The organism is Sediminibacterium sp. C3 (assembly GCF_000508085.1).
GTDB lineage: Bacteria > Bacteroidota > Bacteroidia > Chitinophagales > Chitinophagaceae > Sediminibacterium.
The window spans coordinates 1,314,522-1,340,404 of the sequence record NZ_KI669560.1 but is presented as its reverse complement, the minus strand read 5'-3'; the positions used below and the strand labels follow the sequence as shown (position 1 = coordinate 1,340,404).

Annotated in this window: 27 protein-coding genes; 2 read left to right on the top strand and 25 right to left on the bottom strand. The window is 40.8% G+C overall.

All coding sequences use genetic code 11. The annotated features are described in order from the left end of the window. Positions 1 to 35: 35 nt before the first annotated feature. From ftsA to mraZ, 12 genes are read right to left on the bottom strand one after another with little or no spacing between them, the layout of a single operon-like run. Complete coding sequence (gene ftsA, locus F777_RS0106220; protein WP_026751283.1) at positions 36 to 1,436, bottom strand: cell division protein FtsA; 1,401 nt, start codon at positions 1,434 to 1,436, stop codon at positions 36 to 38. Beyond that, complete coding sequence (locus F777_RS0106215; protein ID WP_026751282.1) at positions 1,433 to 2,260, bottom strand: cell division protein FtsQ/DivIB; 828 nt, start codon at positions 2,258 to 2,260, stop codon at positions 1,433 to 1,435. The genes ftsA and F777_RS0106215 overlap by 4 nt, the downstream gene beginning before the upstream one ends. A gap of 3 nt (positions 2,261 to 2,263) precedes the next feature. Then, positions 2,264 to 3,634 (bottom strand): UDP-N-acetylmuramate--L-alanine ligase, encoded by a 1,371-nt coding sequence (gene murC, locus F777_RS0106210; protein WP_026751281.1) that lies wholly within the window; start codon positions 3,632 to 3,634, stop codon positions 2,264 to 2,266. After that, the gene (gene murG / locus F777_RS0106205; RefSeq protein WP_026751280.1) at positions 3,634 to 4,722 is read right to left on the bottom strand and encodes an undecaprenyldiphospho-muramoylpentapeptide beta-N-acetylglucosaminyltransferase; all 1,089 of its coding nucleotides are present in this window, start codon (positions 4,720 to 4,722) and stop codon (positions 3,634 to 3,636) included. Before murG ends, murC begins: the two co-directional genes overlap by 1 nt. Continuing rightward, positions 4,715 to 6,079: an FtsW/RodA/SpoVE family cell cycle protein gene (locus F777_RS15945; RefSeq protein ID WP_071790310.1), complete on the bottom strand. Its 1,365-nt coding sequence runs from the start codon at positions 6,077 to 6,079 to the stop codon at positions 4,715 to 4,717. Before F777_RS15945 ends, murG begins: the two co-directional genes overlap by 8 nt. After that, complete coding sequence (murD, locus tag F777_RS0106195) at positions 6,079 to 7,419, bottom strand: UDP-N-acetylmuramoyl-L-alanine--D-glutamate ligase (RefSeq protein ID WP_026751279.1); 1,341 nt, start codon at positions 7,417 to 7,419, stop codon at positions 6,079 to 6,081. The genes F777_RS15945 and murD overlap by 1 nt, the downstream gene beginning before the upstream one ends. Positions 7,420 to 7,425: 6 nt before the next feature. Further along, the gene (gene mraY, locus F777_RS0106190) at positions 7,426 to 8,742 is read right to left on the bottom strand and encodes a phospho-N-acetylmuramoyl-pentapeptide-transferase (RefSeq protein ID WP_026751278.1); all 1,317 of its coding nucleotides are present in this window, start codon (positions 8,740 to 8,742) and stop codon (positions 7,426 to 7,428) included. Positions 8,743 to 8,751: 9 nt separating this feature from the next. Further along, the gene (locus F777_RS0106185; protein WP_026751277.1) at positions 8,752 to 10,215 is read right to left on the bottom strand and encodes a UDP-N-acetylmuramoyl-L-alanyl-D-glutamate--2,6-diaminopimelate ligase; all 1,464 of its coding nucleotides are present in this window, start codon (positions 10,213 to 10,215) and stop codon (positions 8,752 to 8,754) included. 58 nt (positions 10,216 to 10,273) lie between these two features. Beyond that, on the bottom strand, positions 10,274 to 12,385 hold the full coding sequence (locus F777_RS0106180) for a penicillin-binding protein (RefSeq protein ID WP_026751276.1): 2,112 nt from the start codon (positions 12,383 to 12,385) through the stop codon (positions 10,274 to 10,276). Then, on the bottom strand, positions 12,385 to 12,696 hold the full coding sequence (locus F777_RS15940) for an FtsL-like putative cell division protein (protein ID WP_051408470.1): 312 nt from the start codon (positions 12,694 to 12,696) through the stop codon (positions 12,385 to 12,387). The genes F777_RS0106180 and F777_RS15940 overlap by 1 nt, the downstream gene beginning before the upstream one ends. A 10-nt stretch (positions 12,697 to 12,706) precedes the next feature. Further along, a complete protein-coding gene (rsmH, locus tag F777_RS0106170) occupies positions 12,707 to 13,624 on the bottom strand; it encodes a 16S rRNA (cytosine(1402)-N(4))-methyltransferase RsmH (protein WP_026751275.1) in 918 nt (305 codons plus the stop codon). Positions 13,625 to 13,628: 4 nt separating this feature from the next. Next, positions 13,629 to 14,093, bottom strand: a complete 465-nt coding sequence (mraZ, locus tag F777_RS0106165; protein ID WP_026764008.1) for a division/cell wall cluster transcriptional repressor MraZ — start codon at positions 14,091 to 14,093, stop codon at positions 13,629 to 13,631. 210 nt (positions 14,094 to 14,303) lie between these two features. On the opposite strand from mraZ, the gene F777_RS0106160 reads away from it, so the two are divergent. Next, the gene (locus tag F777_RS0106160) at positions 14,304 to 15,605 is read left to right on the top strand and encodes an S-adenosylmethionine:tRNA ribosyltransferase-isomerase (RefSeq protein WP_026751273.1); all 1,302 of its coding nucleotides are present in this window, start codon (positions 14,304 to 14,306) and stop codon (positions 15,603 to 15,605) included. Positions 15,606 to 15,628: 23 nt separating this feature from the next. Here F777_RS0106160 and F777_RS0106155 read toward each other — a convergent pair whose 3' ends face one another. Then, entirely contained in the window at positions 15,629 to 16,954 is a 1,326-nt protein-coding gene (locus tag F777_RS0106155) for a sensor histidine kinase (RefSeq protein ID WP_026751272.1), read from the bottom strand. A gap of 124 nt (positions 16,955 to 17,078) precedes the next feature. Between F777_RS0106155 and F777_RS0106150 the strand changes: the two genes are divergently transcribed. After that, positions 17,079 to 17,627 carry a YqgE/AlgH family protein gene (locus F777_RS0106150; protein ID WP_051408469.1) on the top strand — a complete coding sequence of 183 codons (549 nt, stop codon included), beginning with the start codon at positions 17,079 to 17,081 and terminating at the stop codon, positions 17,625 to 17,627. Here F777_RS0106150 and F777_RS0106145 read toward each other — a convergent pair. The 12 genes from F777_RS0106145 to F777_RS0106090 all read right to left on the bottom strand — a co-directional run bounded on the left by F777_RS0106145 (position 17,605) and on the right by F777_RS0106090 (position 25,870). Beyond that, positions 17,605 to 18,198: a hypothetical protein gene (locus F777_RS0106145; RefSeq protein ID WP_026751270.1), complete on the bottom strand. Its 594-nt coding sequence runs from the start codon at positions 18,196 to 18,198 to the stop codon at positions 17,605 to 17,607. The genes F777_RS0106150 and F777_RS0106145 overlap by 23 nt on opposite strands. A gap of 9 nt (positions 18,199 to 18,207) precedes the next feature. Further along, positions 18,208 to 20,370 carry a peptidase domain-containing ABC transporter gene (locus tag F777_RS0106140; protein WP_037369173.1) on the bottom strand — a complete coding sequence of 721 codons (2,163 nt, stop codon included), beginning with the start codon at positions 20,368 to 20,370 and terminating at the stop codon, positions 18,208 to 18,210. Further along, positions 20,357 to 21,436: an HlyD family secretion protein gene (locus F777_RS0106135; RefSeq protein ID WP_161631492.1), complete on the bottom strand. Its 1,080-nt coding sequence runs from the start codon at positions 21,434 to 21,436 to the stop codon at positions 20,357 to 20,359. Before F777_RS0106135 ends, F777_RS0106140 begins: the two co-directional genes overlap by 14 nt. Positions 21,437 to 21,503: 67 nt before the next feature. Further along, a complete protein-coding gene (locus tag F777_RS0106130; RefSeq protein WP_026751267.1) occupies positions 21,504 to 21,992 on the bottom strand; it encodes a CPBP family intramembrane glutamic endopeptidase in 489 nt (162 codons plus the stop codon). An 80-nt stretch (positions 21,993 to 22,072) separates the two neighbouring features. After that, complete coding sequence (locus tag F777_RS0106125) at positions 22,073 to 22,273, bottom strand: hypothetical protein (RefSeq protein WP_026751266.1); 201 nt, start codon at positions 22,271 to 22,273, stop codon at positions 22,073 to 22,075. An 18-nt stretch (positions 22,274 to 22,291) separates the two neighbouring features. Next, on the bottom strand, positions 22,292 to 22,480 hold the full coding sequence (locus F777_RS0106120) for a hypothetical protein (protein ID WP_026751265.1): 189 nt from the start codon (positions 22,478 to 22,480) through the stop codon (positions 22,292 to 22,294). 318 nt (positions 22,481 to 22,798) lie between these two features. After that, positions 22,799 to 23,026, bottom strand: coding sequence for a DeoR family transcriptional regulator (locus F777_RS0106115; protein ID WP_026751264.1), 228 nt, complete (start codon positions 23,024 to 23,026; stop codon positions 22,799 to 22,801). Between the two features lie 35 nt (positions 23,027 to 23,061). Continuing rightward, a complete protein-coding gene (locus F777_RS0106110; protein WP_026751263.1) occupies positions 23,062 to 23,334 on the bottom strand; it encodes a Txe/YoeB family addiction module toxin in 273 nt (90 codons plus the stop codon). A 3-nt stretch (positions 23,335 to 23,337) separates the two neighbouring features. Beyond that, positions 23,338 to 23,586, bottom strand: coding sequence for a type II toxin-antitoxin system Phd/YefM family antitoxin (locus F777_RS0106105; RefSeq protein WP_026751262.1), 249 nt, complete (start codon positions 23,584 to 23,586; stop codon positions 23,338 to 23,340). 209 nt (positions 23,587 to 23,795) lie between these two features. Next, positions 23,796 to 24,047: an ATP synthase F1 subunit epsilon gene (gene atpC, locus F777_RS0106100; protein ID WP_026751261.1), complete on the bottom strand. Its 252-nt coding sequence runs from the start codon at positions 24,045 to 24,047 to the stop codon at positions 23,796 to 23,798. 3 nt (positions 24,048 to 24,050) lie between these two features. Further along, complete coding sequence (atpD, locus tag F777_RS0106095; RefSeq protein ID WP_026751260.1) at positions 24,051 to 25,553, bottom strand: F0F1 ATP synthase subunit beta; 1,503 nt, start codon at positions 25,551 to 25,553, stop codon at positions 24,051 to 24,053. After that, positions 25,508 to 25,870, bottom strand: a complete 363-nt coding sequence (locus tag F777_RS0106090) for a hypothetical protein (protein ID WP_026751259.1) — start codon at positions 25,868 to 25,870, stop codon at positions 25,508 to 25,510. The genes atpD and F777_RS0106090 overlap by 46 nt, the downstream gene beginning before the upstream one ends. Positions 25,871 to 25,883: the final 13 nt, after the last annotated feature.

Genomic DNA, 25,883 nt, shown 5'->3' with positions numbered 1-25,883 from the left:
GACGGTTTGGGTTAGTAGGGATTAAGGTTCGGGTTTTATCTTATTACTTGGTCTTCTTCTTCTTTGAACAATTCAATCAGGTTGTTTTTGAATTTGTCCCAGAATTTAATTCGCGGGCCCATATCAACGGTTTTCTTAGGCGCTTCAGCCGGAGTTTCATTTACCGGAGTGGCTGCAACCGGTGCTTCAGTAGCAGCTTCTGCTTTCTTCTTCAGATTCGCAGGTACTTCCAGTTTAACAAAACGCTCTTTAAATTCCTTGTGATGCTGATCGTAGTCGTTATATCCTTTCAGGATTAAACCAATACAGGTAGCATACATGGGTTTATTTAATTCATCAATATGATTTGGCGCAAGGTGCTCATTAGGAATACCTATACGGGCATTTAGTCCGGTAGCATATTCCGTTAACTGAATCAGGTGTTTCAATTGAGATCCACCACCAGTTAAAATAATACCCCCGTTCAATGCACGGGAATCCAATCCCACCTGCTTTAAATGATAGGTAACAAAATCAAGAATTTCGCTCATTCTTGCCTGAATAATCTGTGCAAGACTTTTCACGCTGATTTCCTTTGCAGGCATTCCCTTTAAGCCAGGGATGGTAATGAAGGAATTGGTTTTTGCTTCGTCGGCCAAAGCAGAACCAAACTGAACCTTCATGGCTTCAGCCTGTGTTTTTAATACACCCAGACCCAAGCGGATATCATTGGTAATATTTTCTCCGCCGAAAGGAATTACGGCAGTGTGTTTTAAAATGCCATCATAAAAAACAGCCAAATCAGAAGTACCACCTCCAATATCCAGGATGGCAACACCTGCTTCCATATCCAGTTCGCTCATTACGGCACTGGCAGAAGCCAAGGGCTGTAATACCAGGTCTTTGGTTTGCAAACCACTTCTGGTTACTGCACGATTAATATTGCGGATGGCATTTCTGTCACCGGTAATAATATGGAAGTTGGCACCCATTTTAACCCCGTTGTATCCAACCGGGTCTTTAATATTCTGGTTGCTATCTACGTGAAAATCCTGAGCAATTACATCAATGATCTGATCACCGGCAGGAATAAAAGTTTTGCGCTGGTTGTTGATGAGTTGTTCCACTTCCGCTCTGCTGATTTCAATATCAGCATCCTGACGCACAATATCACCTCTGGTTTGCAGGCTCTTAATATGATGCCCTGCTATACCCACATATACTTCGTTGATTTCTAAATCGGGGTTGCTCTGTGCACAATTTTCCAAAGCGGCCTGAATGGCTTTGATGGTCTGGTCAATATTCAACACCTGACCGTGTAATACACCACTGCTGTTGGCGCGACCAAATCCAAGAATTTCCAGCTTGCCAAATTCGTTTTTGCGGCCGGCAATTGCAGCAATCTTGGTGGTACCAATGTCCAGTCCAACAATGATAGGTGCTTCATTGTGATTCATAGAGTATTTCTTTTACTTGTTAACGGAATTTGAATCGATATATTGTTTTCTTCAACTACATTTTTTGGTGATTCTTTTATGGCTACCACCTGACCCTTATATTCTAAGCTGATTATTTTATAGGTATTAATGCCATGTTGCAACCAGGCTTTCTGGTAGAAGGCTTTTAAACGGTTGAGTTTATCCGCCGCCAGAGAAGAGTCTCCAAAAGCAATCAGGTGCTCTCCCAACACAGGAATCATTTCAAACTTTTTGTTGGCAACAATATCCACCTGCGCAATCTGTGCGGTAAGGAATGAATCCGCATTCATTAATCGGGAAAGTAAAATAACAGACTGCATTAAAGTGGTATCGGTCTTTTTACTTATTGGATAACCCGTAAATACAGGCACTCTGGCTGTAAGCTTTGTACTCAGCGGCATACGATTCATGGCAGTATCTATATAATAAGACTGACCATTGGTTTCGAATATTCTGGCAATGGGTTCTCTTTCAACAATACTTACCTGCAATACCTGCTGGTTATCAAAAAACATTTCGGCATTGTTCACCCAGGGATTTTGCTTTACCTGCATTTCCAGTTTGCGCAAAGGAACTGCCCGCATAGGACGGCCTGTAACCGAAGCAGGACTGTTCACCAATTGCAGTACATCCTGTTCGTCAATAAACATATGTTTTTCTGCACCCTTAATTTCTACCACTACCCCTTTTAATTTTCTGTTGTTTTTCTGGCGGATGGAAGCACCCAATAACACCACTACGCCCACAGCAGCCAGTGCCCAGGCAGTAAGGATGAATATATTTTTCCAGTTCAACTTTTTCATGGGTTATAAAAGCGGATGATTCATTAATAGTTCTTTCGCAGGATTCACGAGGGTATCAATATCGCCGGCACCCGCCATTACCAATAGTTCCGGTTGAGTGGTTTTTACCCAATCCAGAAAAGCGGCCTTCTCTAATACCTGCTTCTGATTCAACTGCATATTGTTCAGCAACATTTCACTGTTTACTCCTTCCATGGGTAATTCTCTTGCCGGATAAATGGGCAATAAAATCACTTCATCTGCCAGGTCAAGTGTAGCAGAGAACCCTGCGGCCTGATCCTTGGTTCTGCTATACAAATGCGGTTGAAAAACCAGGGTTAATTTCTTATTGGGGAAAATGCTTCTAACACCAGACAACAAAGCTTTCAGCTCATCGGGGTGATGCGCATAGTCGTCAATCAACACATGTGCCGGTGTATTCAATGCATATTCAAATCTTCTGCGGACACCCTTGTAATCGGCAACCGCCGCAACAATTTTATCCGCATCAATACCCAACTGTTTGGCAACTGTAATGGCTGCAATCATGTTATCGATATTGTGCAGGCCACCCATATGCAATACCAGGTTATCAATAGACCAGTCAGGGGCCTGAACAGAAAAATGATAAACACCATTTACCACTTTCAGGTCTTTTACAAAAATATCCGCCGCCTCGTTTTGGTGATCATAGGTAAACAAGTGATTAGCGCGTAACTCGGCGGCTCTGCTCAACCCATGTTTGGCAACGATGGTTCCACCCGGTTTTAATTTTCCTGCAAACTGAACAAAGGCATTTTCTACTTCTTCAGCAGTACCATAAATATCCAGGTGATCTGGATCCATGGAAGTAATCACTTCTACATTCGGTGCCAGCTTTAAAAAACTACGATCGTATTCATCGGCTTCCACCACCACCACATTGCGTTCGTGGCTCCAGAAATTGGTATGATAGTTAGCGGAAATGCCACCCAGAAAAGCATTGCAACCATAACCGGTATGGCGCAACAAATGGGCCACCATTGAGGTAACCGTTGTTTTACCGTGTGTACCTGCCACACAGATATTGAAACTGTTTTCGGTAATCCATTGCAGAATATCACTGCGCTTCATCACCGTGAAACCGTTATTAATAAAATGATTCAACTCTTTGTGGTCTTTCGGAATAGCAGGTGTGTACACCACCACATCGGGCTGCTGTGGCGCCAATGTGATATCATCGGTATAGTGAATTTGTATTCCTTCCTTCTCCAGTTGATTCGTAAGCACCGTAGGTGTTTTATCGTAACCACTCACATTGGCGCCCCTCGACAAAAAATAACGCGCAATGGCACTCATACCAATGCCTCCGACTCCTATGAAGTAAATGGTTTGTATGGTAGTTAATTTGCTCATTACAAGGATTGTAAAATTTCTTTAGCTATAAAATCAGCAGCGTTGCGCAAAGCCTGTTTGCGAATGGCCGCTTTCATTTCTTCCTGTTTCATTACTTCTTTGGAAATGGCCACTACTTCTTTTACCAGATCCGCTTTTGCTTTTTCATCTTTCACTAAAATGGCAGCACTATTATTCACCAATTGCATGGCATTGGCCGTTTGGTGATCTTCTGCTGCATGCGGATAAGGAACCAGGATGGCCACTTTACCTGTGATGCACAATTCGGTAACGGCCATTGCTCCCGCACGGCTGATAACCATATCGGCAGCTGCATAGCCATATTCCATCTGGTTAATGAATTCGCCAACCCATACATTGTTGTATTTAGCAGCCGCATTTTTATATACTTCACTATTGGTTTTGCCCGTTTGCCAAATCAATTGCAAATCGTTTTTGCCAAATTCATCCAGCTGTTCCATCAAGGCATTGTTGATGCTGGCCGCACCCAGACTACCACCCACAGCCAATACGGTTGTTTTATCAGGATCCAGTTTAAAGAAGCGAAGCGCCTCTTCTCTTTGAATAGCGTTGCGCACAATAATATCACGAACCGGATTGCCAGACACCAGTATTTTTTCTGCCGGAAAAAAACGCTCCATGCCAGGCGTAGCAACAAAAATTTTCGTGGCTTTTTTTCCCAGCATCATATTGCTCTTTCCCGCAAAGGAGTTGGCTTCATGAATAAATGTGGGAATACCTTTGCTCTGTGCATATTTTAAAACCGGGAAAGTAGAATAACCACCCACCCCTATTACCGCATCGGGTTGAAAGGAGGCAAAAATGCTTCTGACCTGTACAAAACTTTTGACGAGTTTCCAGGGCAGGGAAATATTTTTAAGTAAAGAGCTTCTGTTAAAACCTGCAATGTCCAGGCCATTGATTTCGTAACCCGCTTGTGGTACTTTCTCCATTTCCATTTTTCCCTTGGCCCCAATAAATAAAATCTGAGAGCTGGGCTGCACATGTTTAATTGCATTGGCAATGGCAATGGCGGGAAATATATGTCCACCTGTACCTCCACCTGCTATAATAAATCGATTAGCCATTCGCGCGAGGATTTTGATTTTGAAAAGAGTTGGTAACTGCACCGCTTGCTGCAACAGCAGCAACACTTACCGGTGTTGTATCCACAGGAGCCACTCCTGTTTCTATCGGAGCTTTTCCTTCCAGTTGTTCTACGTTTCGGCCCACACTCAACACAATGCCAATGGCCGCACAGGTAAACAGAAAGGAAGATCCTCCCATACTCACCAACGGAAGCGTAACCCCGGTAACAGGAACCAGGTTCACATTCACGGCCATATTAGCCACCGCCTGTATCACCAGGGTAAAGCTTAGTCCCAGCGCCAGAAATGCACCAAATGCATAAGGGCATCGCCGGAAAATACTAATGCACCGGAACAGAAAGACCAGATAAATAAATATCATGAAAGCCCCGCCCAGCAAACCATATTCTTCAATGATGATAGAATAAATAAAGTCGTTATAGGCTTGTGGCAAAAAGTTACGCTGCTGACTATTGCCTGGTCCTAATCCAATTAATACACTTCCATTCGAAATGGCAATCTTGGCCTGCTGCACCTGATAAGGCACTTCACTGTCTTTGGCGTACATAAAGTCCTGTACCCTTTTAACCCAGGTACCGACACGACCCATCGATTTCATTTTCTCAGCCACTGCAGGCTTTGCAATATCTTCCGATTTTTTACCATCATAGGAAAGCACGGCCACCGAAACAATAATAGCCACAGGAATCAGGGCTACCATAATGGTGAGTAAAATATGTTTAAAGCTTACCCTGCCAATAAACATCAGCAACAAAGAAGTTGCACCCGTTAACAAGGCATTCGATAAGTTAGCAGGCATAATTAATGCGCAAATAATAATTACCGGTAACACCACAGGAAGGAATCCTTTTTTAAAATCCTTAATTACTTCCTGCTTTTTGCTCAGCATTTTAGAAATGTACATGAACAAAGCCAGCTTGGCAAAGTCACTGGTCTGAATAGTAAGGTTGATGATGGGTAATTTAATCCAGCGGCTTCCCTCATTAATTCTTGCACCAAAAAACAATGTGTACAACAATAAAGGAATAGATAACATAAACAAGATAGTGGCTACCCGCGAGAAAAAAGTATAGTTAACCCGATGCAAAAAATACATGATGATTAACCCCAGCATAGAGAAAGACAGCTGCTTAAATAAATAGATATTGGTATTGCCCTTGTATGTTTTATATGCCAGAGATCCCGTGGCACTATACACTACCAGAATTGAAATAAGGGACAATATCAATACAATACCCCAGATGTACTTATCACCACGGGTACGGGTAAGCAATTGCTTGCGTACCCCATCTACCGAGGGGATTTGAGAAAAAAGGGTATCTTTTATTTCAGACATTATAATTCCTTAACAGCTTCTTTAAATTGGGTTCCTCTGTCTTCGTAGTTCTTGAATAAATCAAAGCTGGCGCAGGCAGGGCTTAACAAAACCACTTCGTCTTTACCGGCAGCTCTGAAGGCAGCATTCACCGCTTTCTTGGCACTGTCTGCTTCAATGATGGTTGGAACAATATCTTTAAAAGCTTCAATGATTTTGCTGTTGTCTGTTCCCATACAAACAATGGCTTTCACTTTTTCCTTTACCAGTTCTTCTATTAATGTGTAGTCGTTTCCTTTGTCAACACCACCCAGAATTAAAACCGTTGGCTTATTCATACTCTCCAACGCGTACCAGGTACTGTTTACATTGGTGGCTTTGCTGTCGTTGATAAATTCAACGCCGCGAACCATTGCAACAAACTCCATGCGATGCTCCAGGCTATGGAAGTTCTTTACAGCATCCCTGATCTTTTCTTTTCGGATGCCAATGGTTGCTGCTGCAATACCCGCTGCCATTGTGTTGTACTGGTTGTGCTTACCCTTCAGGGCAAAATCATAAATGCTCATGCTTACTCTTTCTTCCTGGATGCGCAGCATCATCTGGTCGCCCTTGATGTAGCCGCCTTTTTTTACTTCTTGTTTCATAGAGAATGGTAGTGGGTTAGTATGGATAGTTAGTAATGGGAGTTTTTGCTGAATCACTTCGTCGTCTAAACAGAAGATGAAGAAATCCTCATCGGTCTGGTTTTCGATGATGCGAAACTTAGACCGTATATAATTGTCGAACACATAATTGTAACGGTCTAAATGGTCTTCCGTAATATTGAGCAATACGCTTACATTGGGTCGGAAGGTTTTAATATCATCTAATTGAAAAGAACTGATTTCAATAATGTAGAGCGGTTTGGGGTCTTCTGCCACCTGACGGGCAAATGAATAACCAATATTCCCCACCATGGCACAATCCAGTTCTGCCGTTCTGCAGATATGATAAATTAAAGCCGTAGTGGTGCTTTTGCCATTGCTGCCAGTGATGGCAATAATTTTGCTATCCCCTTTGTAACGATAAGCCAATTCAATTTCACTGATCACCGGAATACCTTTGGCACGAATGGATTTCACCAATTCATTCTTTTCCGGAATGCCTGGACTCTTAACCACTTCGTCTGCCGCTAAAATTCTCTCTTCGCTATGACCGCCTTCCTCAAATTCAATTCCGTTCGCGCGCAGTTCCGCTTTGTAAATTTCCTTGAGTGAGCCACCGTCGGACAGGAATACGTTCAGCCCCTTGTGCTTGGCCAATACAGCCGCACCTACTCCGCTTTCGCCTCCGCCTAATATGATAATATTATTACTCACTTTCTTTTATCTGATTTTTAAGGATACTACACTCATTACCACCAGCATGATGGTTACAATCCAGAAACGAACCGCAATCTTGCTTTCATGAAATCCTTTCTTCTGATAGTGATGATGCAATGGACTCATTAAAAACACTCTTCTTCCTTCACCGTATTTCTTCTTAGTGTACTTAAAGTATCCTACCTGAATCATCACACTTAAATTTTCTACCAGGAACACGCCACAGAAAATAGGAATCAACCATTCTTTTCTTACAATGATGGCTAAGGAAGCAATAATGCCACCCAGTGCAAGGCTGCCCGTATCGCCCATGAATACCTGAGCAGGAAATGCATTGTACCATAAGAATCCAATACAAGCCCCTACGAATGCACCCACAAAAATGGTGAGCTCACCCAGGTTCGGGATATACATGATGTTCAGGTAATCGGCAAAAATGTAGTTGGAACTTACATAGATGAATACCAGCAAACCCGCACCAATAATGGCACTCACACCGGCAGCCAATCCATCCAATCCATCTGTAAGGTTGGCACCGTTACTAACAGCAGTAATAATCAGGGTCACAATCAGGATGTACACAATCCAGGTATATTTCTCTGCACCCTCTCCCATCCAGCTGATCAGCTTGCTGTAATTGAACTCATGGTTCTTTACAAAAGGAATGGTAGTGATGGGCGTTTTTACTTTCACGAATTTTCTTTCCAATCCATTTATTTGACGAACAATAATGGTTGAATCTTTCGCAAATCTTTCTCCTTCCTGCAACATAGAAACTTTACGCGCAGAACCAATAATTTCTCTTTCTACCGTTACGGCATTGCTGAAATAAAGGGTAGTACCAATGATGATTCCCAATCCTACCTGACCAATAATTTTAGAGATACCGGCCAATCCATCAGAATCTTTTTTCTTATAGGTTTCGCCTTTTTGTTGTGCTGCTTTTCTGGCGCGAATTTTAAACAGGTCGTCCAGAAAGCCAATGATACCCAACCAAACCGTACAAAGTACCATCAGTCGCACATATACTTTATCTAAATTGGCAAACAATAAGGTTGGAATAAGAATGCTCAGCAAAATAATGATACCGCCCATGGTAGGAGTTCCTTTCTTCTGCTCCTGACCCGCCAATCCTAAATCTCTTACCGACTCCCCAATTTGCTTTTTCTGTAAAAACAGAATGATGCGTTTTCCATACACTGTTGCAATTACCAAGCTCAATACAATCGCCATTGCAATCCTGAAAGTCAGGAACTGAAACAGCCCGGCTCCGGGAATATCGAAGCTTTGTTTTAGCCAGTTAAATAATTGATATAACATAGTATGGGTTTATTGGGTAATGGTGGTAAATGCTTTTTGTAAAACTTCTTTATCGTCAAAAGGATGTTTCACTCCATTGATGTCCTGGTATTTCTCGTGTCCTTTTCCGGCCACCAGAATAATGTCTTCCGGCTTGGCCATTCTTACTGCTTCTTCAATTGCCTGCTTGCGATCTACCAGGGTGATATACTTTCTTTTTGCCGCACTGCTCAGTCCTTCTTCCATATCGCGCAGAATAGCTTCAGGGTCTTCCGTGCGGGGATTATCACTGGTTAAAATCACGCGGTCGCTCCAGTCGCAGGCTGCCTGCGCCATTACAGGACGTTTTGTTTTGTCTCTGTCTCCACCACAACCTACCACTGTGATGATTTGCTCGTAGCCCTTGCGCAATTTTTTAATGGTGCTCAATACATTTTCCAATGCATCGGGGGTATGTGCATAGTCTACAATACCAATGATATTGTTGGCACTGATGATATAATCGAAGCGGCCTTCTGCACCGGTAAGCATGCTTAATGCAGTTAGTACTTCTGAACTTTCAACACCCAAACAAACGGCCGCACCATACACCGCCAGTAAGTTGTAGGCATTGAATGTTCCAATTAGACGAAAATGCACTTCCTGGTCATTGATGGTCATCACCAAACCTGTCAATGCATTTTCTAATATTTTTCCCTTGAAAGCAGCCATGGTTTTAAGGCTGTACAAGTATTTAGTAGCGTTGGTATTCTGCAACATCACTTCTCCGCGTTTATCATCAGCATTAGAGATGGCAAATGCATCAGCAGATAAATCATCAAAGAATTTTTTCTTTACACGGATATACTCATCAAAAGTTTTGTGATAGTCTAAATGATCGTGTGTGATATTACTGAACAAAGCACCGTTGAACTGCAATCCGGTAATGCGGTGCTGATGAATGGCATGACTGCTGCACTCCATAAAAACATAAGAGCAACCCTCGTCCACCATTTTGCGCAACAAGGCATTCAGGCTGATGGCATCGGGTGTGGTATGCGTAGCCGGAATAATAGTATCATCAATCTGATTCTGAACCGTACTGATTAAGCCACAACTATACCCTAACTGACGGAACAACTTGAATAATAAAGTAGCAATGGTGGTTTTACCGTTGGTACCCGTAACACCCACCAGCTTTACTTCTGCAGAAGGATGATTATAAAACTCAACTGCCATGCGCGCAGCTGCTTCTCCACTGCTGGCCACTTTAATATAAGTAACCGCAGCATCAAGCTCAGCAGGAAGGCTTTCGCAAACAATGGCAACCGCACCCAACTCAATAGCTTTACCAATAAAAGCATGGCCATCGCTCTGTGCTCCTGTAATGGCAACAAATACAGCACCAGCTTTCACTTTCCTTGAGTCGATCTCAATGGCAGTAATGTCCTTATTCAAGGCACCAGTTACCTGCTGCGTTTTGGTTTGAATAAGAAGTTGCTGTAGCGTTTTCATTGGGTTTGTTTTATTTCAGTTAGTTTGTTTTGTTTGTGTCGCGTATTATTTTCTTTGTCTAATTCAGGTAAAGTTGCACCAGTTGTCCTTTTGCAATCGGCTGTCCTGGAACAATCGACTGCTCTGTTACTTTTCCTCTTCCTTTCACCTGCACCATCAATCCCATTTCTTCGCAGAGATAAATAGCGTCTTTTAATCCCAGGCCTTTCAACGGAGGCATGGCATTTTTATTCACCGGCATTTTTTGTAGTACTGCTTTCGCACTGTTCTTATTTACACGGGTCCACTCATCTGCTCTTCCGGTAGAATCTGAAAAACCAATTTTTAATTTTTCAGTCAGGTACATCAAATCTGCCTTGTATCCGTTATAGGCAAAGAAGCTGCTGTCCTTTTTATTGGATCCTGCAATCAGGGTTTTATTGGTCTTGATATAAGTGCCATACAAACGATCCGAAATTTCCTTGAACACCGGCCCTGCCACAGCAGCGCCATAGAATACAGGAGCAAAAGGTTTGTTCTTAATTACTACTACACAAGTGTATTGCGGATTATCAGCAGGAAAATATCCGGCAAATGAACTCTGATAAATTTTACTGCTGTATCCTCTGTTGCCATCTGCCACCAACGCCGTTCCTGTTTTACCCGCTACTTTATAAGGTGTGCCAGCAAACAAAGACTTGGCCGTACCTGAAATACAAACCCCTTCCAGACTGGCTTTCAACATTGCAAGTGTTGTTGGGCTGCAGATTTGCGTATCTAAAACCACTGGTGGAATTTCTTTCAACAACACCCCTTCTTCTTTAATGCTGCTAACCAAATAAGGACGCATCATTACTCCGTTATTCGCAACCGCATTGTATAACATAGCCGTATGCAATGGACTGATGGCAAGGTTATATCCAAAGCTCATCCAGGGCAAAGTGGTAGGACCATATAATTTAGAACCCGGACGATGAATCACCGGCCTGCGCTCTCCTACCAAATCAATTCCTGTAATGGTATCCATGCGCATCTTACGCAAATGCTTCAGGTACTGCTGCGGATTATTCAGGTAATGCGTAACCGCCATTTTAGCCATGGCTACATTCGAACTCAATTCAAAAGCCTGCTTTACGGTTACAATATTCTCAGCATGTCTTTCAGAATCATACACGGTTTGACCTGCAATTCTCCATGCACCGTTCTCCAGGTTAATGGTTTGATTCAGGTTTACTTTCTTGTCTTCCAGCAAAGCCATTAATGTGGCCAGCTTAAAAGTAGATCCGGGTTCGCTGGGTGTAATCGCATGGTTTAAATTTTCCCAGTAAGAGCCATCGGGCATTCTGCCCAGATTGGCAATGGCTTTTACTTTTCCGGTCTTGGTTTCCATTACAATTACACAACCATTTTCCGCTTCGTTCTTCACCATCATTTTCATCAAAGCTGCTTCAGCAATGTCCTGAATAAATACATCAATGGTGCTCACAATATCTTTACCCGTCTCTGGTTCTACCAGGTAAGTATCATCCACAGGAACGCCAACTCCACCTGCAATGGAACGAACAGTCTGCTTACCGTTTCTTCCTTTTAAAACTGCATCGTAGGTTTTTTCCAAACCCACTTTATTAGAATCACGGGCCAGACCAATGGTTCTGAAAGCCAGCATCTGATAAGGATTCAGGCGAACCGTGCGCTCATTGGCAATCATACCGCTTTTGTAACGACCCAGTTTAAACAAAGGAAATTTGCGTAAAGAATCGTACTGCGTAAAACTGATTTTTTTCTTCAGTGGAAAATATCCTTCCTGCGCTTTGTACGCCTGCTGCAATACTCTTTTGTATTCCACCGGACTCATATCCTTGAAGAGTTGTGCCAAACAATAACTCAAAGAATCTATATTCTCTCTGAACCGCTGTCCGTTCTTCTCTCTTAATCCCGCAACGCGGAAATCAATGAAAATATCAAACTGCGGAATAGAAGTACTTAACATCTGACCGTCTTCGGAATAGATGGTACCACGCTCTGCTTCAATTTCATCAATGCGCTGATGCAAACTATCACTCATGCTTCTCCACTTGGCACCCTCTACCTGTTGAATGTAAACCGCTTTGCCAAAGATGGCGATACAGGCAGCTACCATCAGTATATAACTGAGGTACACTCTCCATAGTATGTCGCGTTTTACTTCCATTATTTCTGAATGCGCTCAGGCATTTCCTTACTTATTTTTAACCCCATGGGTTCTACCAGTTTCACAATCTGCGACTCTTCGGTTTTGTACATCAACTCACTCTTTAAAGTCTTGTAGGTAAACTGCAATTCTTTTAATTCGTTATTGATGCTATTGATACGACGTATGGTTTTATCAGCCATATGTCCGTTGGCTATATACAGTACTGCTAAAAGGGATAGAAAAAGGAAGAAACCAATGTTCTTCACTATCCACTCATAGTTGAGCAACCCCTTAATTGGGTTCTTAGGGTTTGTTTTGTTTTCGGGCACGGTATATATATTACAAGCGCGCTGCTGCTCTCAGCTTTGCGCTTCTACTTCTGCTATTTCTTTTCAACTCTTCAGCACCAGCCGTAATTGGCTTCTTATTCACCAGTTGAAAATGCTTTGGTTTCTCAATCGACAAGAGTGGATGATCAACTACTTCTTCAAAAGTTCCCTGCTTGAAAAAGTTTTTCACCAATCTGTCTTCCAGTGAATGGAAAGTAATGATGGCAGCAATTCCTCCGGGTTTCAACACTTTGGTTAGCTGCTCCAACATTTCTTTCAGCGCTCCCATCTCATCGTTCACTTCAATCCTGAGCGCCTGAAAAACTTGGGCTAAATATTTATTGGGATTTCCTTTTACCACTGCACTAATCAATGCTTTGAATTGATCAATCGTTGCAAACGGTAAGCGGACTCTCTGCTGAACAATATGCGCAGCAAGGGTTTTGGCGTTGGTTACTTCCCCATACTGTTCAAACAATTTGTGCAACTGTTGTTCAGAATAGGTTTTAATAATGTCGGCAGCTGTAAGGGTTTGTCTTCTATCCATCCGCATGTCCATCGGACCTTCGAAGCGAATAGAAAAACCACGCTCCCCTTCATCAAACTGGTGAGAACTTACACCCAGATCCGCCAATACGCCATCTACCTGATCTATTCCATGCAAACGCAGAAAGCGATGCAGGTGACGAAAGTTTTGCGGAATGAATAAGAGACGAGGTTCGTTCTGAATATTCTGTTGCGCATCTGCATCCTGATCAAATGCAATCAGTCTGCCATTGGGCCCCAGCTTTTCCAGAATCCCCCTGCTATGACCACCCCCACCAAAAGTGCAGTCAACATAAATTCCATCCGGAACAATATGCAACGCATCCAGGGTTTCGTGGTAGAGCACCGGAACATGATAATCGTTAGCAGGTATTTTTTCCATGCTATTATTTATCTTGTTTTTTATCTGCCTCTGCCATCACTTCCTGCGCCAGGCTACTAAAAGCCTCCGCTGAGAAATCCTCAAAGAGCTGTTTGTACTTCGCTGCATCCCAGATTTCAAAACGGTCCATGGCGGCAGCAAGTACAATGTCTTTGGAAAGGCCCGCGAATTCTTTTAATGAAGCAGGCAATAACATTCTGCCGGCCGCATCCAGTTCAATCTCGGTAGCACCTCCCAAAAACTGACGTCTGAATTGACGTACTTTTGGATCAAAATCATTTAACTGGCTAATCTTAGAAATAATGAGTTCCCAACTTTTGATCGGATACAGCGTGAGACATTTTTCGAACCCACGACCCAGAATAAAGCGCGACTCTCCTTCAGGCAATTGCTTTCTCAGCCCGCCCGGAAGGAGGAAACGCCCTTTGGCGTCTACCGTTGCTTCATATTCTCCGTGAAATCCGATCATAAGTGAATAAATATTTCCAAGTTTACCACTTGTTGACACAAAATAACACTTTTTCCCACTTTTAACCCAAAAATGGGGGTCTTGTATTTATCCACAAGATTAAAGCGGCTACAATCCTTTCCTATCTTGCGTTCCAGAAGAAATGGCATTAAAGGCACTGTATAACCTGTGAATTGCTGTGGATAAGCCGTGAATAACAATGAAAATCGCATGAAACACCCGTCAAACCTGCATATAGAAGATTTCAATTACGAGCTCCCGAACGAGAAAATTGCCAAATATCCGCTGGAACAGCGGGATCAGAGCAAGCTCCTGATCTACGGGGGACCAGGTTTTTCGGGGGGATTGGAACCGCAAACGTCAGATTCCGGTCTTAATTCAACCAATCAAACCCCAATCCGGGAGTCGATCTATGCGAACATAGCGGATGAACTCCCCCAGGGTAGCCTGCTGGTATTCAATGATACCAAAGTGGTAGAAGCCAGATTGTTGTTTCAGAAACCTACGGGTGGAGCTATTGAACTCTTTTGTTTAGAGCCCGCAGACCAGTATGCAGATATCACTTCAGCCATGCTGCAAAAGGGTTCTGTGCAATGGAAGTGTTTGGTAGGGGGAGCAAAAAAGTGGAAGGAAGGGGCGGTTGTTCTCGAGGTAGAAGGGTTAAAAATTCTTGCGAATAAAGTAGAAATACTGCCCGATTGTTTCTTAATTGAATTCAGCTGGGAGCCAGCTGGGTTAAGCTTCGCGGAGGTATTGCATATGGCAGGAGACATTCCACTTCCTCCCTATTTAAACAGAGAAACAGAAGAAGCGGATAAGGAAAGATACCAGACCATTTATGCAAAGCACGATGGCTCTGTTGCAGCACCCACAGCGGGTCTGCATTTTACAGAAAACGTGTTTGCGCAATTAGAGCAAAAGCAAATTCAAAAAGGATACGTTACGTTGCATGTAGGTGCCGGCACATTCAAACCCGTGAAAGCAGCGCAGATGAAGGATCATGAAATGCATGCAGAATTTATTGATGTAAAAAAATCAACCATAGAACAGTTGCTTGCGCATGTATCCAAAGGCATTATAGCGGTGGGAACAACATCGCTGCGTACACTGGAAAGCCTTTACTGGATTGGCGTTAAGACCATTCATAATCCTTCTTTGGCATCCGCAGACTTAGCTGTTTCACAGTGGGAGCCTTATGAAAATGCTGCAGAAAATTCTGGTAAGAAAAAAGAATATTCTGCCGAAGAATCGCTGACTGCACTTTTGCAATGGATGGACAAAAACAATGCAGAACGCATCATTACGAAAACACAAATCATCATTGCTCCAGGATATACATTCAGAATGATCCGTGCATTGGTAACTAATTTTCATCAACCACAAAGCACATTGCTGTTATTGATTTCAGCTATTGTGGGAGACGATTGGAGAAGAATCTACGAGTATGCATTAACACATGACTATCGTTTCCTTTCTTATGGGGATGGATCCATTCTTTGGGTTAACAAGTAAAAGAAAATTTACTGCTTACAATATTAATCCTGCATGAGCGGCACTTCAATGGTAAAGGAAGTTCCCTTTCCTACTGCACTGTCCACTTTGATTTTTCCCTTGTGGGCATCAATCACTGTTTTCACATAACTCATGCCTAGACCAAATCCTTTTACATTGTGCAGGTTACCGGTATGTGCGCGATAGAATTTCTCAAAAATCCTTTTCACAGATTCTTTGTTCATGCCAATTCCATTGTCCTGAATGCGCATAACAAAATGATTACGGGTGCTATGCGAAGAGATCACAATGCGAACCGGATCCTGAGAATATTTAATAGCATTGTCAATCAAATTAGAAAGCATGTTTCTGAAATGCGTATCATCGGCACTGATGCTATCATTGGAAGCATTCAGCAGAAAATCAATCTGACCATTTTTATCCTGCAATTGCAGTTCAAAAGTACCAGCCACTTCTTGCACCATTTCATGAACAGATACTTTAGAAAGATTCAGATTCAGTTCTTGCTTCTCTAAAAATGCAGCCTGCAGAATGGTCTCCACATGTTTGTTCATGCGGATGTTTTCTTCCTTAATAATATTGGTAAAGTAGGCCCCCTTTTCAGGATTGGATTGCACTTTAGGACTCCTGAGTGCATCCACTGCCAGCGAAATAGTTGCCAGCGGCGTCTTGAACTCATGGGTCATATTGTTGATGAAATCACTTTTAATTTGTGATAATCTTTTCTGATTCAATAAGGTCTTTACCGTTACATAGAAAGCGGCCAAAATAATCAGGAAGAAAGTAATGGCGCCAACCAGGATCCAGCGAAGCGAATACCAAACCTGCTTATCAACATCAGGAACAATAATAATCAACAACTCGTTGGTTTCATTCAAAGCCAGGTTATCTGTTTCCCGCAGAATCGGATAATAATTTCGCTTGTTGTTAACCGTATCCCAGAACTCCTGCTCATAGCCGTTAGAATAAAATTCATAGTCTCCTTCCACATCTGAGATGGCAAATTCAAACTTCAGGTTACTTAGTTTAACCCGCTGGAATTCCTTGGAAATTTTCTCCCGTACTTCTTCCATGGTGAAGCGCTCTTCAACAGTAGGCTGACGAAAGAGTTTGATTTGTAATTCTGTACCCAGTAAAAGGCCACCCCGTCTGTTTAAACGCAGCGGCTGAGATGATCGGGTCGACTTCCCAATATCTGTAGCTACATTCACTCCTACCATATTTATTTTCTCAACCAACTGATTCTTTGTTACTTCCATCAGGTTATCAAACCAGGAAGCCTGTAACAGAAACAAGCCGCAGAGCGAAAGTGAAATGAGTATAACGATTATGGGGAAGGTTCTCTTCATGCGGAGCAAATATAAATTGAAAAAGACCAGACCCGGGGCTATCTATCCAAAGGCAGACTTTTTTAACGAGAATTTTTAACAATTGCTCCGAAAAATAAATAAAATTCTTATCTTTTGTATACCTATGGAATTAAACAAAGGAATACTATTATTGTCGGACCCATTTTTAAAGGATCCAAATTTTATCAGAACCGCCGTGTTAATCTGTGAACACAATGAAGAGGGCGATGTTGGATTTATTCTCAACAAAAAAACCAATCAATACCTGGGAGATCTGGTAGAAATGGCAGAGGGAATAGCATTGCCGGTATTCGAAGGCGGTCCGGTAGAACAACATACCCTGCACTTTATTCATCGCAGACCCGATATTATTCATGAAGGGATAGAAATCACCAAAGGTATTTATTGGGGTGGCGATTTTGATGTAGCTGTAGCTGCACTACACAATAAAGAAATCACAGAAAACCAGATTCGCTTTTTCATCGGCTATAGCGGATGGAGCAGTGGTCAACTACAGGAAGAGATTGAGGAGAAAAGCTGGATTCTAACACAGGCAGATCCAGGCATACTCTTTATAGACGAGCCACATCAAATATGGAAGCGCAGCCTACAACAGCTGGGCGGCGAATATGCGCAAATGACCAACTACCCTATTGATCCGCAGTTGAATTAGGCTTGGCTTTTTTCTGATTTTTACTAAAAAGGATTTCTAGTAACCATGGTGACGGAATGGGTTCATCTTTTCCAATTGTTTCCTCAGGAAATTTATTGTAACAATAAAATGCAATAAAAGAGATGAACTGAATGCTAATAAAGGATAATCCGAGTGAACGATAGGCAAGTTTATGTCCGAATATGGTGCTGAAAATGATTGGAACAATAATATTTACAAGAATTACAAGCCCAATTAAATAAAGGAGTGCTTTATTCTTTGCTGGAAAATCTTTGATTTGTTTATAGAGCCAACTTTCAATTCGTACGATCCAATCAAACTTTTTTAATTCGTCTCTTAAACGTCTGGGTGTTTTAAAGAATAACTTGCTTTTAAAAACTGTATATAAAAGCTGCCAAGCTAATAAATTGATGCAAACTGAATTAACCCAATCCTGAAAATAAAATTGCTTCGAAACAAATATTGAAGAAGTTAAATCAGGGAATAGGATAGCTATGGGAAGTAGTATTAAATTAAATACAATGCCCTGGAGCATAAGGAGGATTACAATAGGATTTTTACTGTTAGACATTAATACTGTTTAAATTGATGAACGATTATAATTCCAAAGATTGGCATAGTGACCATTTAAGCTTAATAAATGCGCATGAGAACCCTGCTCTATTAATTGCCCTTTATTCAACACAACTATATTATCACAATATTGAATAGTTGTTAATCTATGAGCAATGATGATAATGGTTTTAATTTGATGCTTAAACCAGTCGAGAGCTTCTTTCACTTTTTTCTCATTGGCAGGATCTAAACTGCTGGTTGCTTCGTCTAATATTAAAATATCGGGATCTCTGTATAAAGCTCGGGCAATTGCAATTCGTTGTTTCTGTCCACCAGAAAAATTAGAGCCCTGCTCATTTACAATACTATGATAAGAATTGGGCAACTGTTCAATAAACTCATCAATACCCAATAGTTTTGACAGAAATAAGATTCTCTGCATATCAGGTTGATAGTCGCCCAATGCAATATTTTCAATAACCGTTCCGGAAAACAAATCAATTTGCTGAGGCACTACGCTAATTCTCTTACGCAAACTTTTATTGCAGATGTATTGTAAATCTAACCCACCTATGGTGATATTACCTTTGTTTAAAGGGTAAAGGTTCTGCAAAAGAGAAAGAAGCGTTGACTTTCCACTACCGCTCTCCCCCACCAGTGCAGTACTCTTACCTTTCTCAATTAATAAATTCAGGTTCTCGAAAACAGTAGCTCTGGTTCCATATCTAAAATGTATATTCTGCAATAGTATATCTCCTACTAATTCAGTTGTGAGCTCAACTTTTGAATCAGTATTGGTTTCGGTTTCTAAATCTATAATTTCAAACAAACGGTCTGCGGCAATCAAGGCTTCCTGAATAGATTTATTGGCACCGATTAGTGAAGAAGCAGGACCTGTAAAATAACCAACCAACGCATAAAAAGACAATAATTCACCAGGAGTAAGTTCCCGTTGAATTACAAAATAAGCTCCCAACCATAATAACAAAATAGTAAAGAGGCGTGTAAAAAATTCAACACTGTTTCCAATTGACAATGCATAAATACTGGTTCTGTAAATTGTTCGCAATAAATGAACAAACCTGGATTCTGTTTTTTCATTTGAATAGGATTCTAATCCAAATCGTTTAACTGTACCAACCGCATTCAGACTTTCCACTAAATGGCTTTCTAAATCAGCACTTTCTTCCATTAATTTACGCTGCCACTTTTGATTGATTCTATTACTAATCCAATACAATAAAACATAAATTGGAATTAAGCAAAGCATAATGATTGCTAGCTTCCAATAGTAAAGAAACATAACACCAATACTAAAAAGGACGATAAATAAATTGACTACTAAATTCAGGGCAACTGTATTGATAAATTCCCTGATTTTAACCGCATCATTTATTCTACTCATTATTTCGCCTACTCTCATAGTATCGAAAAATCTTTGCGGCAACTGCAATAAATGTTTGTAATACCCAAGAATTAATCGGGCATCAATCATTTGCCCGGTTTGCATACCCAACACCGATTTGTAGGCTCCAATAACCATTTGAAAAATTAGTATAAAAATCATTCCAATGCTCATCAGGTTCAAGAGTTGTAGGTTCCCTTCTACCAGAACAAAATCAATTAACTTTTGCATGTAAATAGAAGTAGAAAGGCCTAAAATGGTATAGACCAAGGCCCCCAATAAAGCCTGCAGTAAAAAAGAAGAATGGGGTAACATCAATTGCCAGAATCTTAGCAAATTGGATGTTTTTTGAGAACCAGTTACAAAACTATCCCCTGGTAACAATAAAACAATTACACCTGACCAACGATCTGTAAATTCTTTATTGGATATGGAATGAAACTGCCCATCACCAGGATCCATATAAACAATAGCTTTAGATTTAACTTTATAAAGCACCACATAATGATGGAGACCATTCTTTAGAACCAGATGAACAATAGCTGGGATTGGAATATTAGAAAGGCTTTGAATCGAGCCTCTGGCGCCCTTAGCCTGGAAACCCAATTTCTCAGCAGCTTCAATCAAACCCAAAACATTGGTTCCCTTTTTATCTGTACCTGCATATTGTCTGATTCGGCTAACCGGAATTGATAAATTAAAATGCAATGCCACTGATGCGAGGCAGGCAGCACCACAATCCGTAATATCTCTTTGTTTAACCTTTAGTTTAGCTTTTAACATGCGCATTTGGATTAAACCAATCATCCATGGTATCGTAAAGCAAGTTCCAGAGTGTTCTTTCAGCCACTACAAAACGGGCTTGAAGGCTTAACCCTTTTTTCAATGACCCTTTGAATCCATTTTTGAGAGACAACTGAGCTCGGTCAAAATAACATTGTACTTTAAAAACAGGCTTATTGTCAATTATAGAATAATCATTATCGATGCGATTGACTTTACCAGTAAGTACACCAAAATACTGGTAATCAAAAGCATCAATCTGAAACTTAACAGAATGACCCACTGTGAGCAAACCAACATCTTTTGTAGAAAGATAACACTCGGCCAATAATTCAGTGAGCGGAGAAATTAAACAGACAGATTCACCAGCTGAAAGGATATTCCCTTTATATCTTGCACTCACATTCTGAATAACACCCGAAACAGGTGCATGAATAAAATGATTCGACTGATCTGCTTCAATTTGCCTTCTTTGAGCATTGAATTGAGAAATATTCAACTGAAATTCCTGCAAATCATGCTGCCATGAAACCAACTGATTATTTTTAAAAGCATTGAAAGAAGCTTGTAACTTTTCAAATTCAATTTCCTTATCAAAGAATTCCTTACTTGAAATTACTTTGTCTTTAAAAAGCGAAGTATAGGTTTTAAGCTCATTTGCCACTTTTCTTAATGACGCTTTCTGATCGGCTAACTGGTATTGATATTTACTTAATTGCTCTTTGTAAAGTGGCGTAGATAAATCATCAATTCCTAATGAAGATTTTATACTTGAAGTATCAGATTTAGTAAGTAAAAGAAGATCTTTTACAAAAGCATTTTTTTGTTGGTATTCAATTTGATTGAGGTCGGCTTTAGGCTGATTCGTATTGTCTCTGATAGCTGCAATCAACTGTCCTTGTTTAACGGTGTCGCCTTCCTTAACATACAAATAATGAATATAACCACTCATTACAGATTTCACTTCCGTTCGCTCATTAGCTGGACGAATAAGTCCAGATGCCCTGATTGAAACAGTGGTTTTTATAAATGGCAAAGCTAAAACAGCGCCTATAACCATAGTCATAATAATCCAGTAAAGTAATGGCCTTTGGCGGAAGTATATAATATGATCTATTGGGGGGAGCATGGGATTATAATAAATTTCGAATACAAAATCCGATGAAATTATAAAGAGAATGTGCAATCGCAACGACGATAAATGCATTTCGATTCTTTTTAACTATCACCAAGTAAAGTGTTCCAAATAACAACCCAGAGATAAATGTTTTAAATACATATTCTGGCGAATAGAAATGTGATAATCCAAAAAGAGAAGCTGTTACGAAACAGCTAACCAAATATGCATTTGACCATTTACCAAGTATGTATGATATAAATGCATATTGAAAAATTAAAGTTTCTATTAAAGGGGCAAAGACAACAGCTGTAAAGAATTCTTCTATTTTATTTTCGAATGATGGACCTGCCGAATGATTTGGGAAAAGCAAATGTGAGAAAATTAGTGTTACCGTAATTTCAACTACGACAGTCAATATAATAAGCTTACTAATACTCAATTTAGAAAATTGAATTAACCAATTCTCATACAAATTATTCAGGCGATTTAACTGATAAAGCATTTCATATGTTTTTAATTAATTTTCAAAAAACAAATTGAGTACTTCAAATAATGGGGAAGGTTAAATCCCTCCCCATTATTCTATTTTTTCAAATTCGGAGGTAAGGATTGTTGATAGGTAATTGCATCCTTAGCAAATGTGTAAATAACTTTTGCAGTTACTCCAGCAGCATAGGAAACTATATCCCAAAATTCACCGCCACCATCAATTGATTGCATTTGATCAATTGACAATTCCTGAAGACCTTTAAAGTTTGAAAGGTCGATAGCATTTGATTTCATAGTTGAAAGTTTTCTTGGTTATTTTAATGAATTCCATCCATTGGAAAAACCTTTCTTAATGGTACTCCAATTGTCAATCACATCATACACTAGTCCAGCTAAACCTGCTTTCTTCAGGAAGGCTGAAAAATCTCCACCATTAATCTCCAGTGATTCCTCCATACTTAGACTCTTTAGTCCAAGTTGGTCTAATGATACTTTTTTCATTTTTATAAAATTTAGTAGACCTGTCTTTCGCCATGGTAATTTCAGCGTCACGCAGAAGTCCCGCTACCGTGAACTCGGGTTTTGTACTTGTTGCAACAAGGTTTTGTTCTGAACAGTACGAAGGAACCCATAAGATCCAACAAACGAAAAGGCAGTTGTAACCTAAAAAAGGGGTTATTTAACGGTGCTACTTGACTCATAGGATAGATACTTAGAGCCAATAAATAAAAAATTACAGAGATTTCAAAGCGTGTTTATACTGAATTTACATCGTTATTTCACGGTAGATGAATTATAGTTTATTAACGGAGAGTTTTTTCAAAACTGTCTCGAAATTATTTGACCTGATAAAACTTTGATTTTTTTGTTAACCTGAATAACATTAAGTAGTCCTAACTGCACTAATGCTTTCAAATCAGACCTGGCAGTAAAATTAGATATGCTAAATCTTGACTCGACTTCTTTAACCATAAGAAGTCTTTCAGGATCATCTTTTAATAACTTAATTAACAAAGCCATTCTTTCATTAACACCCGGAATAGTCATGAAAGAAGCAGCTTAAAATACTGTTACGCGAAAACTTAATCGTAGTGGAAGCGACATTGAATGATTATACATTTCTGATCAACCCCTTTTTTACCTTCCACTTTATACACAAGCCGATGTTCTCCAGTAATTCGTCTGGACCAATATCCTTTTAAGTCGTATCTAAGAGGCTCTGGTTTTCCAGTTCCTTTGAATGGTGTTTTTTTAATCTCTTGAAGTAGGTCTGTAATTTTTAGCACAACATCATTATCTGTCTCAATCCAGAATTGAAAATCATCCCATCCATTATCAGTAAACTCAAAATTCATACTCTATAAATCAAATTTTCCTGTACGTCCACTTTCTAATTGATCTATTGATTCTCTAAGCCTGTTTCTATTTGCTGCAGTAGACAATAAGTGGCCTGTTTCTGTAAGTGCATTGTATTCTTTTAAAGAAATGATTACAACCGCCTCTTCTTCAACAGTTCTAGACACGATAAGGGTATCTGAAGAATTAGTGACTTCATCTAAATACTTCTTCATGTTATTTCTTAGCTGAGATATTGAAACTGCTTGCATGGTTTTGATATTGTACACTCAAATGTACGTTATTTTGTACAATAAATCGTAAAAACATTTTCAGTACATTTTTTCGCCATTTTCAAACTGGCAAACCCACTCTCCCCGCCACAGAAAGTACCCCACAAAAAAACAGTCCCGAATAAATTCGGGACTGTTCAAACTTTATTAGAAAACTTACTGTGTTTCAGCAATGAGGGCCGCAGCAATTATATGGCCACTGCACCTTCTACCAGCACGGTTACTTTGTTGTTCAAAACCTCAACAAAACCGCTTTGGATAGAATACTTCTCTATTTCTTTCTTATCCTTTAAAATTTTCAGGTTACCCTTACCCAAGGCACTCACCAATGGCGCGTGCTTATCAAGGATTTCGAATAAACCACTTATACCTGGCAACTGTACACCGTACACTTCACCACTGTATAATTTTTTTTCAGGCGTTAATATTTCTAGAATCATAAATTATCCTTTTGCTGCTTCGATCATTTTCTTACCCTTCTCAATAGCATCATCCAAAGTACCTACTAAGTTGAAGGCTGCTTCAGGATACTCATCTACTTCACCGTCCATGATGGCGTTGAAACCTTTGATGGTATCATCGATGCTTACGAATACACCTTTCAAACCAGTGAACTGTTCAGCTACGTGGAAAGGCTGAGATAAGAAACGCTGTACTTTACGAGCACGCTGTACGGTCATTTTATCTTCTTCGCTCAATTCATCCATACCAAGGATGGCAATGATATCCTGTAGTTCCTTGTAACGCTGAAGAATCAACTTCACACGGTTGGCACACTCGTAGTGCGCTTCACCCACGATCGCAGGTGTAAGGATACGAGAAGTAGAATCCAATGGATCCACCGCAGGATAGATACCTAAGTCGGCAATCTTACGGCTTAATACCGTAGTTGCATCCAGGTGAGCAAAAGTAGTTGCAGGAGCAGGGTCAGTCAAGTCATCCGCAGGTACGTAAACCGCCTGTACAGAAGTGATAGAACCATTCTTAGTAGAAGTGATACGCTCTTGCATCAATCCCATTTCAGTTGCAAGGGTTGGCTGGTAACCTACCGCTGAAGGCATACGACCTAACAACGCAGATACTTCAGATCCTGCCTGAGTGAAACGGAAGATATTATCAACGAAGAACAAGATGTCCTTACCTTTTCCTGTACCATCTCCATCACGGAAGTATTCCGCAATAGTTAAACCACTTAAAGCCACACGAGCACGAGCTCCTGGAGGTTCGTTCATCTGACCGAATACGAAAGTAGCTTTTGAATCTTTCAATCCTTCTAAGTCAACCTTAGAAAGATCCCATCCACCTTCTTCCATGCTATGCTTAAAGCTATCACCATATTTCATGATACCCGCTTCAATCATCTCACGCAATAAGTCGTTACCCTCACGAGTACGCTCACCCACACCAGCGAATACAGAAAGACCACCGTGACCTTTCGCGATATTGTTGATCAATTCCTGAATCAATACGGTTTTACCTACACCCGCACCACCGAACAAACCAATCTTACCACCCTTTGCATAAGGTTCAATAAGGTCGATTACTTTAATACCGGTAAACAACACTTCTGTTGCCGTACTTAGGTTTTCAAAGGTTGGAGGCTTAGCGTGGATTGGACGACCGTTGCTCTTATCCAATTGAGGAAGACCATCGATAGCATCTCCAGTTACATTAAACAAACGACCGTTGATGCCTTCTCCAATTGGCATAGCAATGGCTTTTCCTGTATCCACTACAGCCATACCTCTTACTAAACCTTCGGTACCGTCCATCGCAATGGTACGTACACTATCTTCTCCAAGGTGCTGCTGTACCTCAAGTACCAGCTTATCACCGTTTTCCTTGGTTATCTCTAAGGCATTGTAGATTTCAGGCAATGTACTGTCCTGAAAATGAACGTCTACAACCGCACCAATGATTTGTTTAATCTTCCCTGTTGTTGCCATAAATGGTTGATTTGGCCGCAAAGGTAAGGGTAAGCCACAAAAAAGGCGAAGGAACTAGCCCTTTTTTTCTTGAAAATTGAAAAGATGGACTGGGCCACAGGAACCAGTTTTAAAATATTCCATGCCCCGGCCAGGCTGGCAGTGGTTAAAACCGCAGGAACAATGGCTCCGGCAGCTTTTTTAAAGAGTTGCTGAGGGATTTTAGCTGCCCGCTCACCCAGGTCCTTCTCCTGACTGGCCAGGTGCCCTTTTAGCTGGGCGATGGCTTTCCGGAGTTCTTCCTGGTTGCTGATGGTCGGAGGCGTAAAAACAGGCATGTTATTGCAATGA

Coding starts and splice junctions, on each gene's coding strand:
- F777_RS0106155 (WP_026751272.1), bottom strand. CDS start 16,954: ATGAAGAGAACCTTCCCCATAATCGTTATACTCATTTCACTTTCGCTC.
- F777_RS0106125 (WP_026751266.1), bottom strand. CDS start 22,273: ATGAAATCAAATGCTATCGACCTTTCAAACTTTAAAGGTCTTCAGGAA.
- F777_RS0106140 (WP_037369173.1), bottom strand. CDS start 20,370: ATGTTAAAAGCTAAACTAAAGGTTAAACAAAGAGATATTACGGATTGT.
- F777_RS0106135 (WP_161631492.1), bottom strand. CDS start 21,436: ATGACTATGGTTATAGGCGCTGTTTTAGCTTTGCCATTTATAAAAACC.
- F777_RS0106160 (WP_026751273.1), top strand. CDS start 14,304: ATGAAACACCCGTCAAACCTGCATATAGAAGATTTCAATTACGAGCTC.
- F777_RS15945 (WP_071790310.1), bottom strand. CDS start 6,079: ATGTCTGAAATAAAAGATACCCTTTTTTCTCAAATCCCCTCGGTAGAT.
- F777_RS0106180 (WP_026751276.1), bottom strand. CDS start 12,385: ATGGAAGTAAAACGCGACATACTATGGAGAGTGTACCTCAGTTATATA.
- F777_RS0106110 (WP_026751263.1), bottom strand. CDS start 23,334: ATGAATTTTGAGTTTACTGATAATGGATGGGATGATTTTCAATTCTGG.
- atpC (WP_026751261.1), bottom strand. CDS start 24,047: ATGATTCTAGAAATATTAACGCCTGAAAAAAAATTATACAGTGGTGAA.
- mraY (WP_026751278.1), bottom strand. CDS start 8,742: ATGTTATATCAATTATTTAACTGGCTAAAACAAAGCTTCGATATTCCC.
- mraZ (WP_026764008.1), bottom strand. CDS start 14,093: ATGATCGGATTTCACGGAGAATATGAAGCAACGGTAGACGCCAAAGGG.
- rsmH (WP_026751275.1), bottom strand. CDS start 13,624: ATGGAAAAAATACCTGCTAACGATTATCATGTTCCGGTGCTCTACCAC.
- murC (WP_026751281.1), bottom strand. CDS start 3,634: ATGAGCAAATTAACTACCATACAAACCATTTACTTCATAGGAGTCGGA.
- F777_RS0106185 (WP_026751277.1), bottom strand. CDS start 10,215: ATGAAAACGCTACAGCAACTTCTTATTCAAACCAAAACGCAGCAGGTA.
- F777_RS0106145 (WP_026751270.1), bottom strand. CDS start 18,198: ATGTCTAACAGTAAAAATCCTATTGTAATCCTCCTTATGCTCCAGGGC.
- F777_RS0106090 (WP_026751259.1), bottom strand. CDS start 25,870: ATGCCTGTTTTTACGCCTCCGACCATCAGCAACCAGGAAGAACTCCGG.
- F777_RS0106120 (WP_026751265.1), bottom strand. CDS start 22,480: ATGAAAAAAGTATCATTAGACCAACTTGGACTAAAGAGTCTAAGTATG.
- ftsA (WP_026751283.1), bottom strand. CDS start 1,436: ATGAATCACAATGAAGCACCTATCATTGTTGGACTGGACATTGGTACC.
- F777_RS0106130 (WP_026751267.1), bottom strand. CDS start 21,992: ATGCTTTATCAGTTAAATCGCCTGAATAATTTGTATGAGAATTGGTTA.
- F777_RS0106150 (WP_051408469.1), top strand. CDS start 17,079: ATGGAATTAAACAAAGGAATACTATTATTGTCGGACCCATTTTTAAAG.
- F777_RS0106115 (WP_026751264.1), bottom strand. CDS start 23,026: ATGACTATTCCGGGTGTTAATGAAAGAATGGCTTTGTTAATTAAGTTA.
- F777_RS0106215 (WP_026751282.1), bottom strand. CDS start 2,260: ATGAAAAAGTTGAACTGGAAAAATATATTCATCCTTACTGCCTGGGCA.
- F777_RS0106105 (WP_026751262.1), bottom strand. CDS start 23,586: ATGCAAGCAGTTTCAATATCTCAGCTAAGAAATAACATGAAGAAGTAT.
- murG (WP_026751280.1), bottom strand. CDS start 4,722: ATGGCTAATCGATTTATTATAGCAGGTGGAGGTACAGGTGGACATATA.
- atpD (WP_026751260.1), bottom strand. CDS start 25,553: ATGGCAACAACAGGGAAGATTAAACAAATCATTGGTGCGGTTGTAGAC.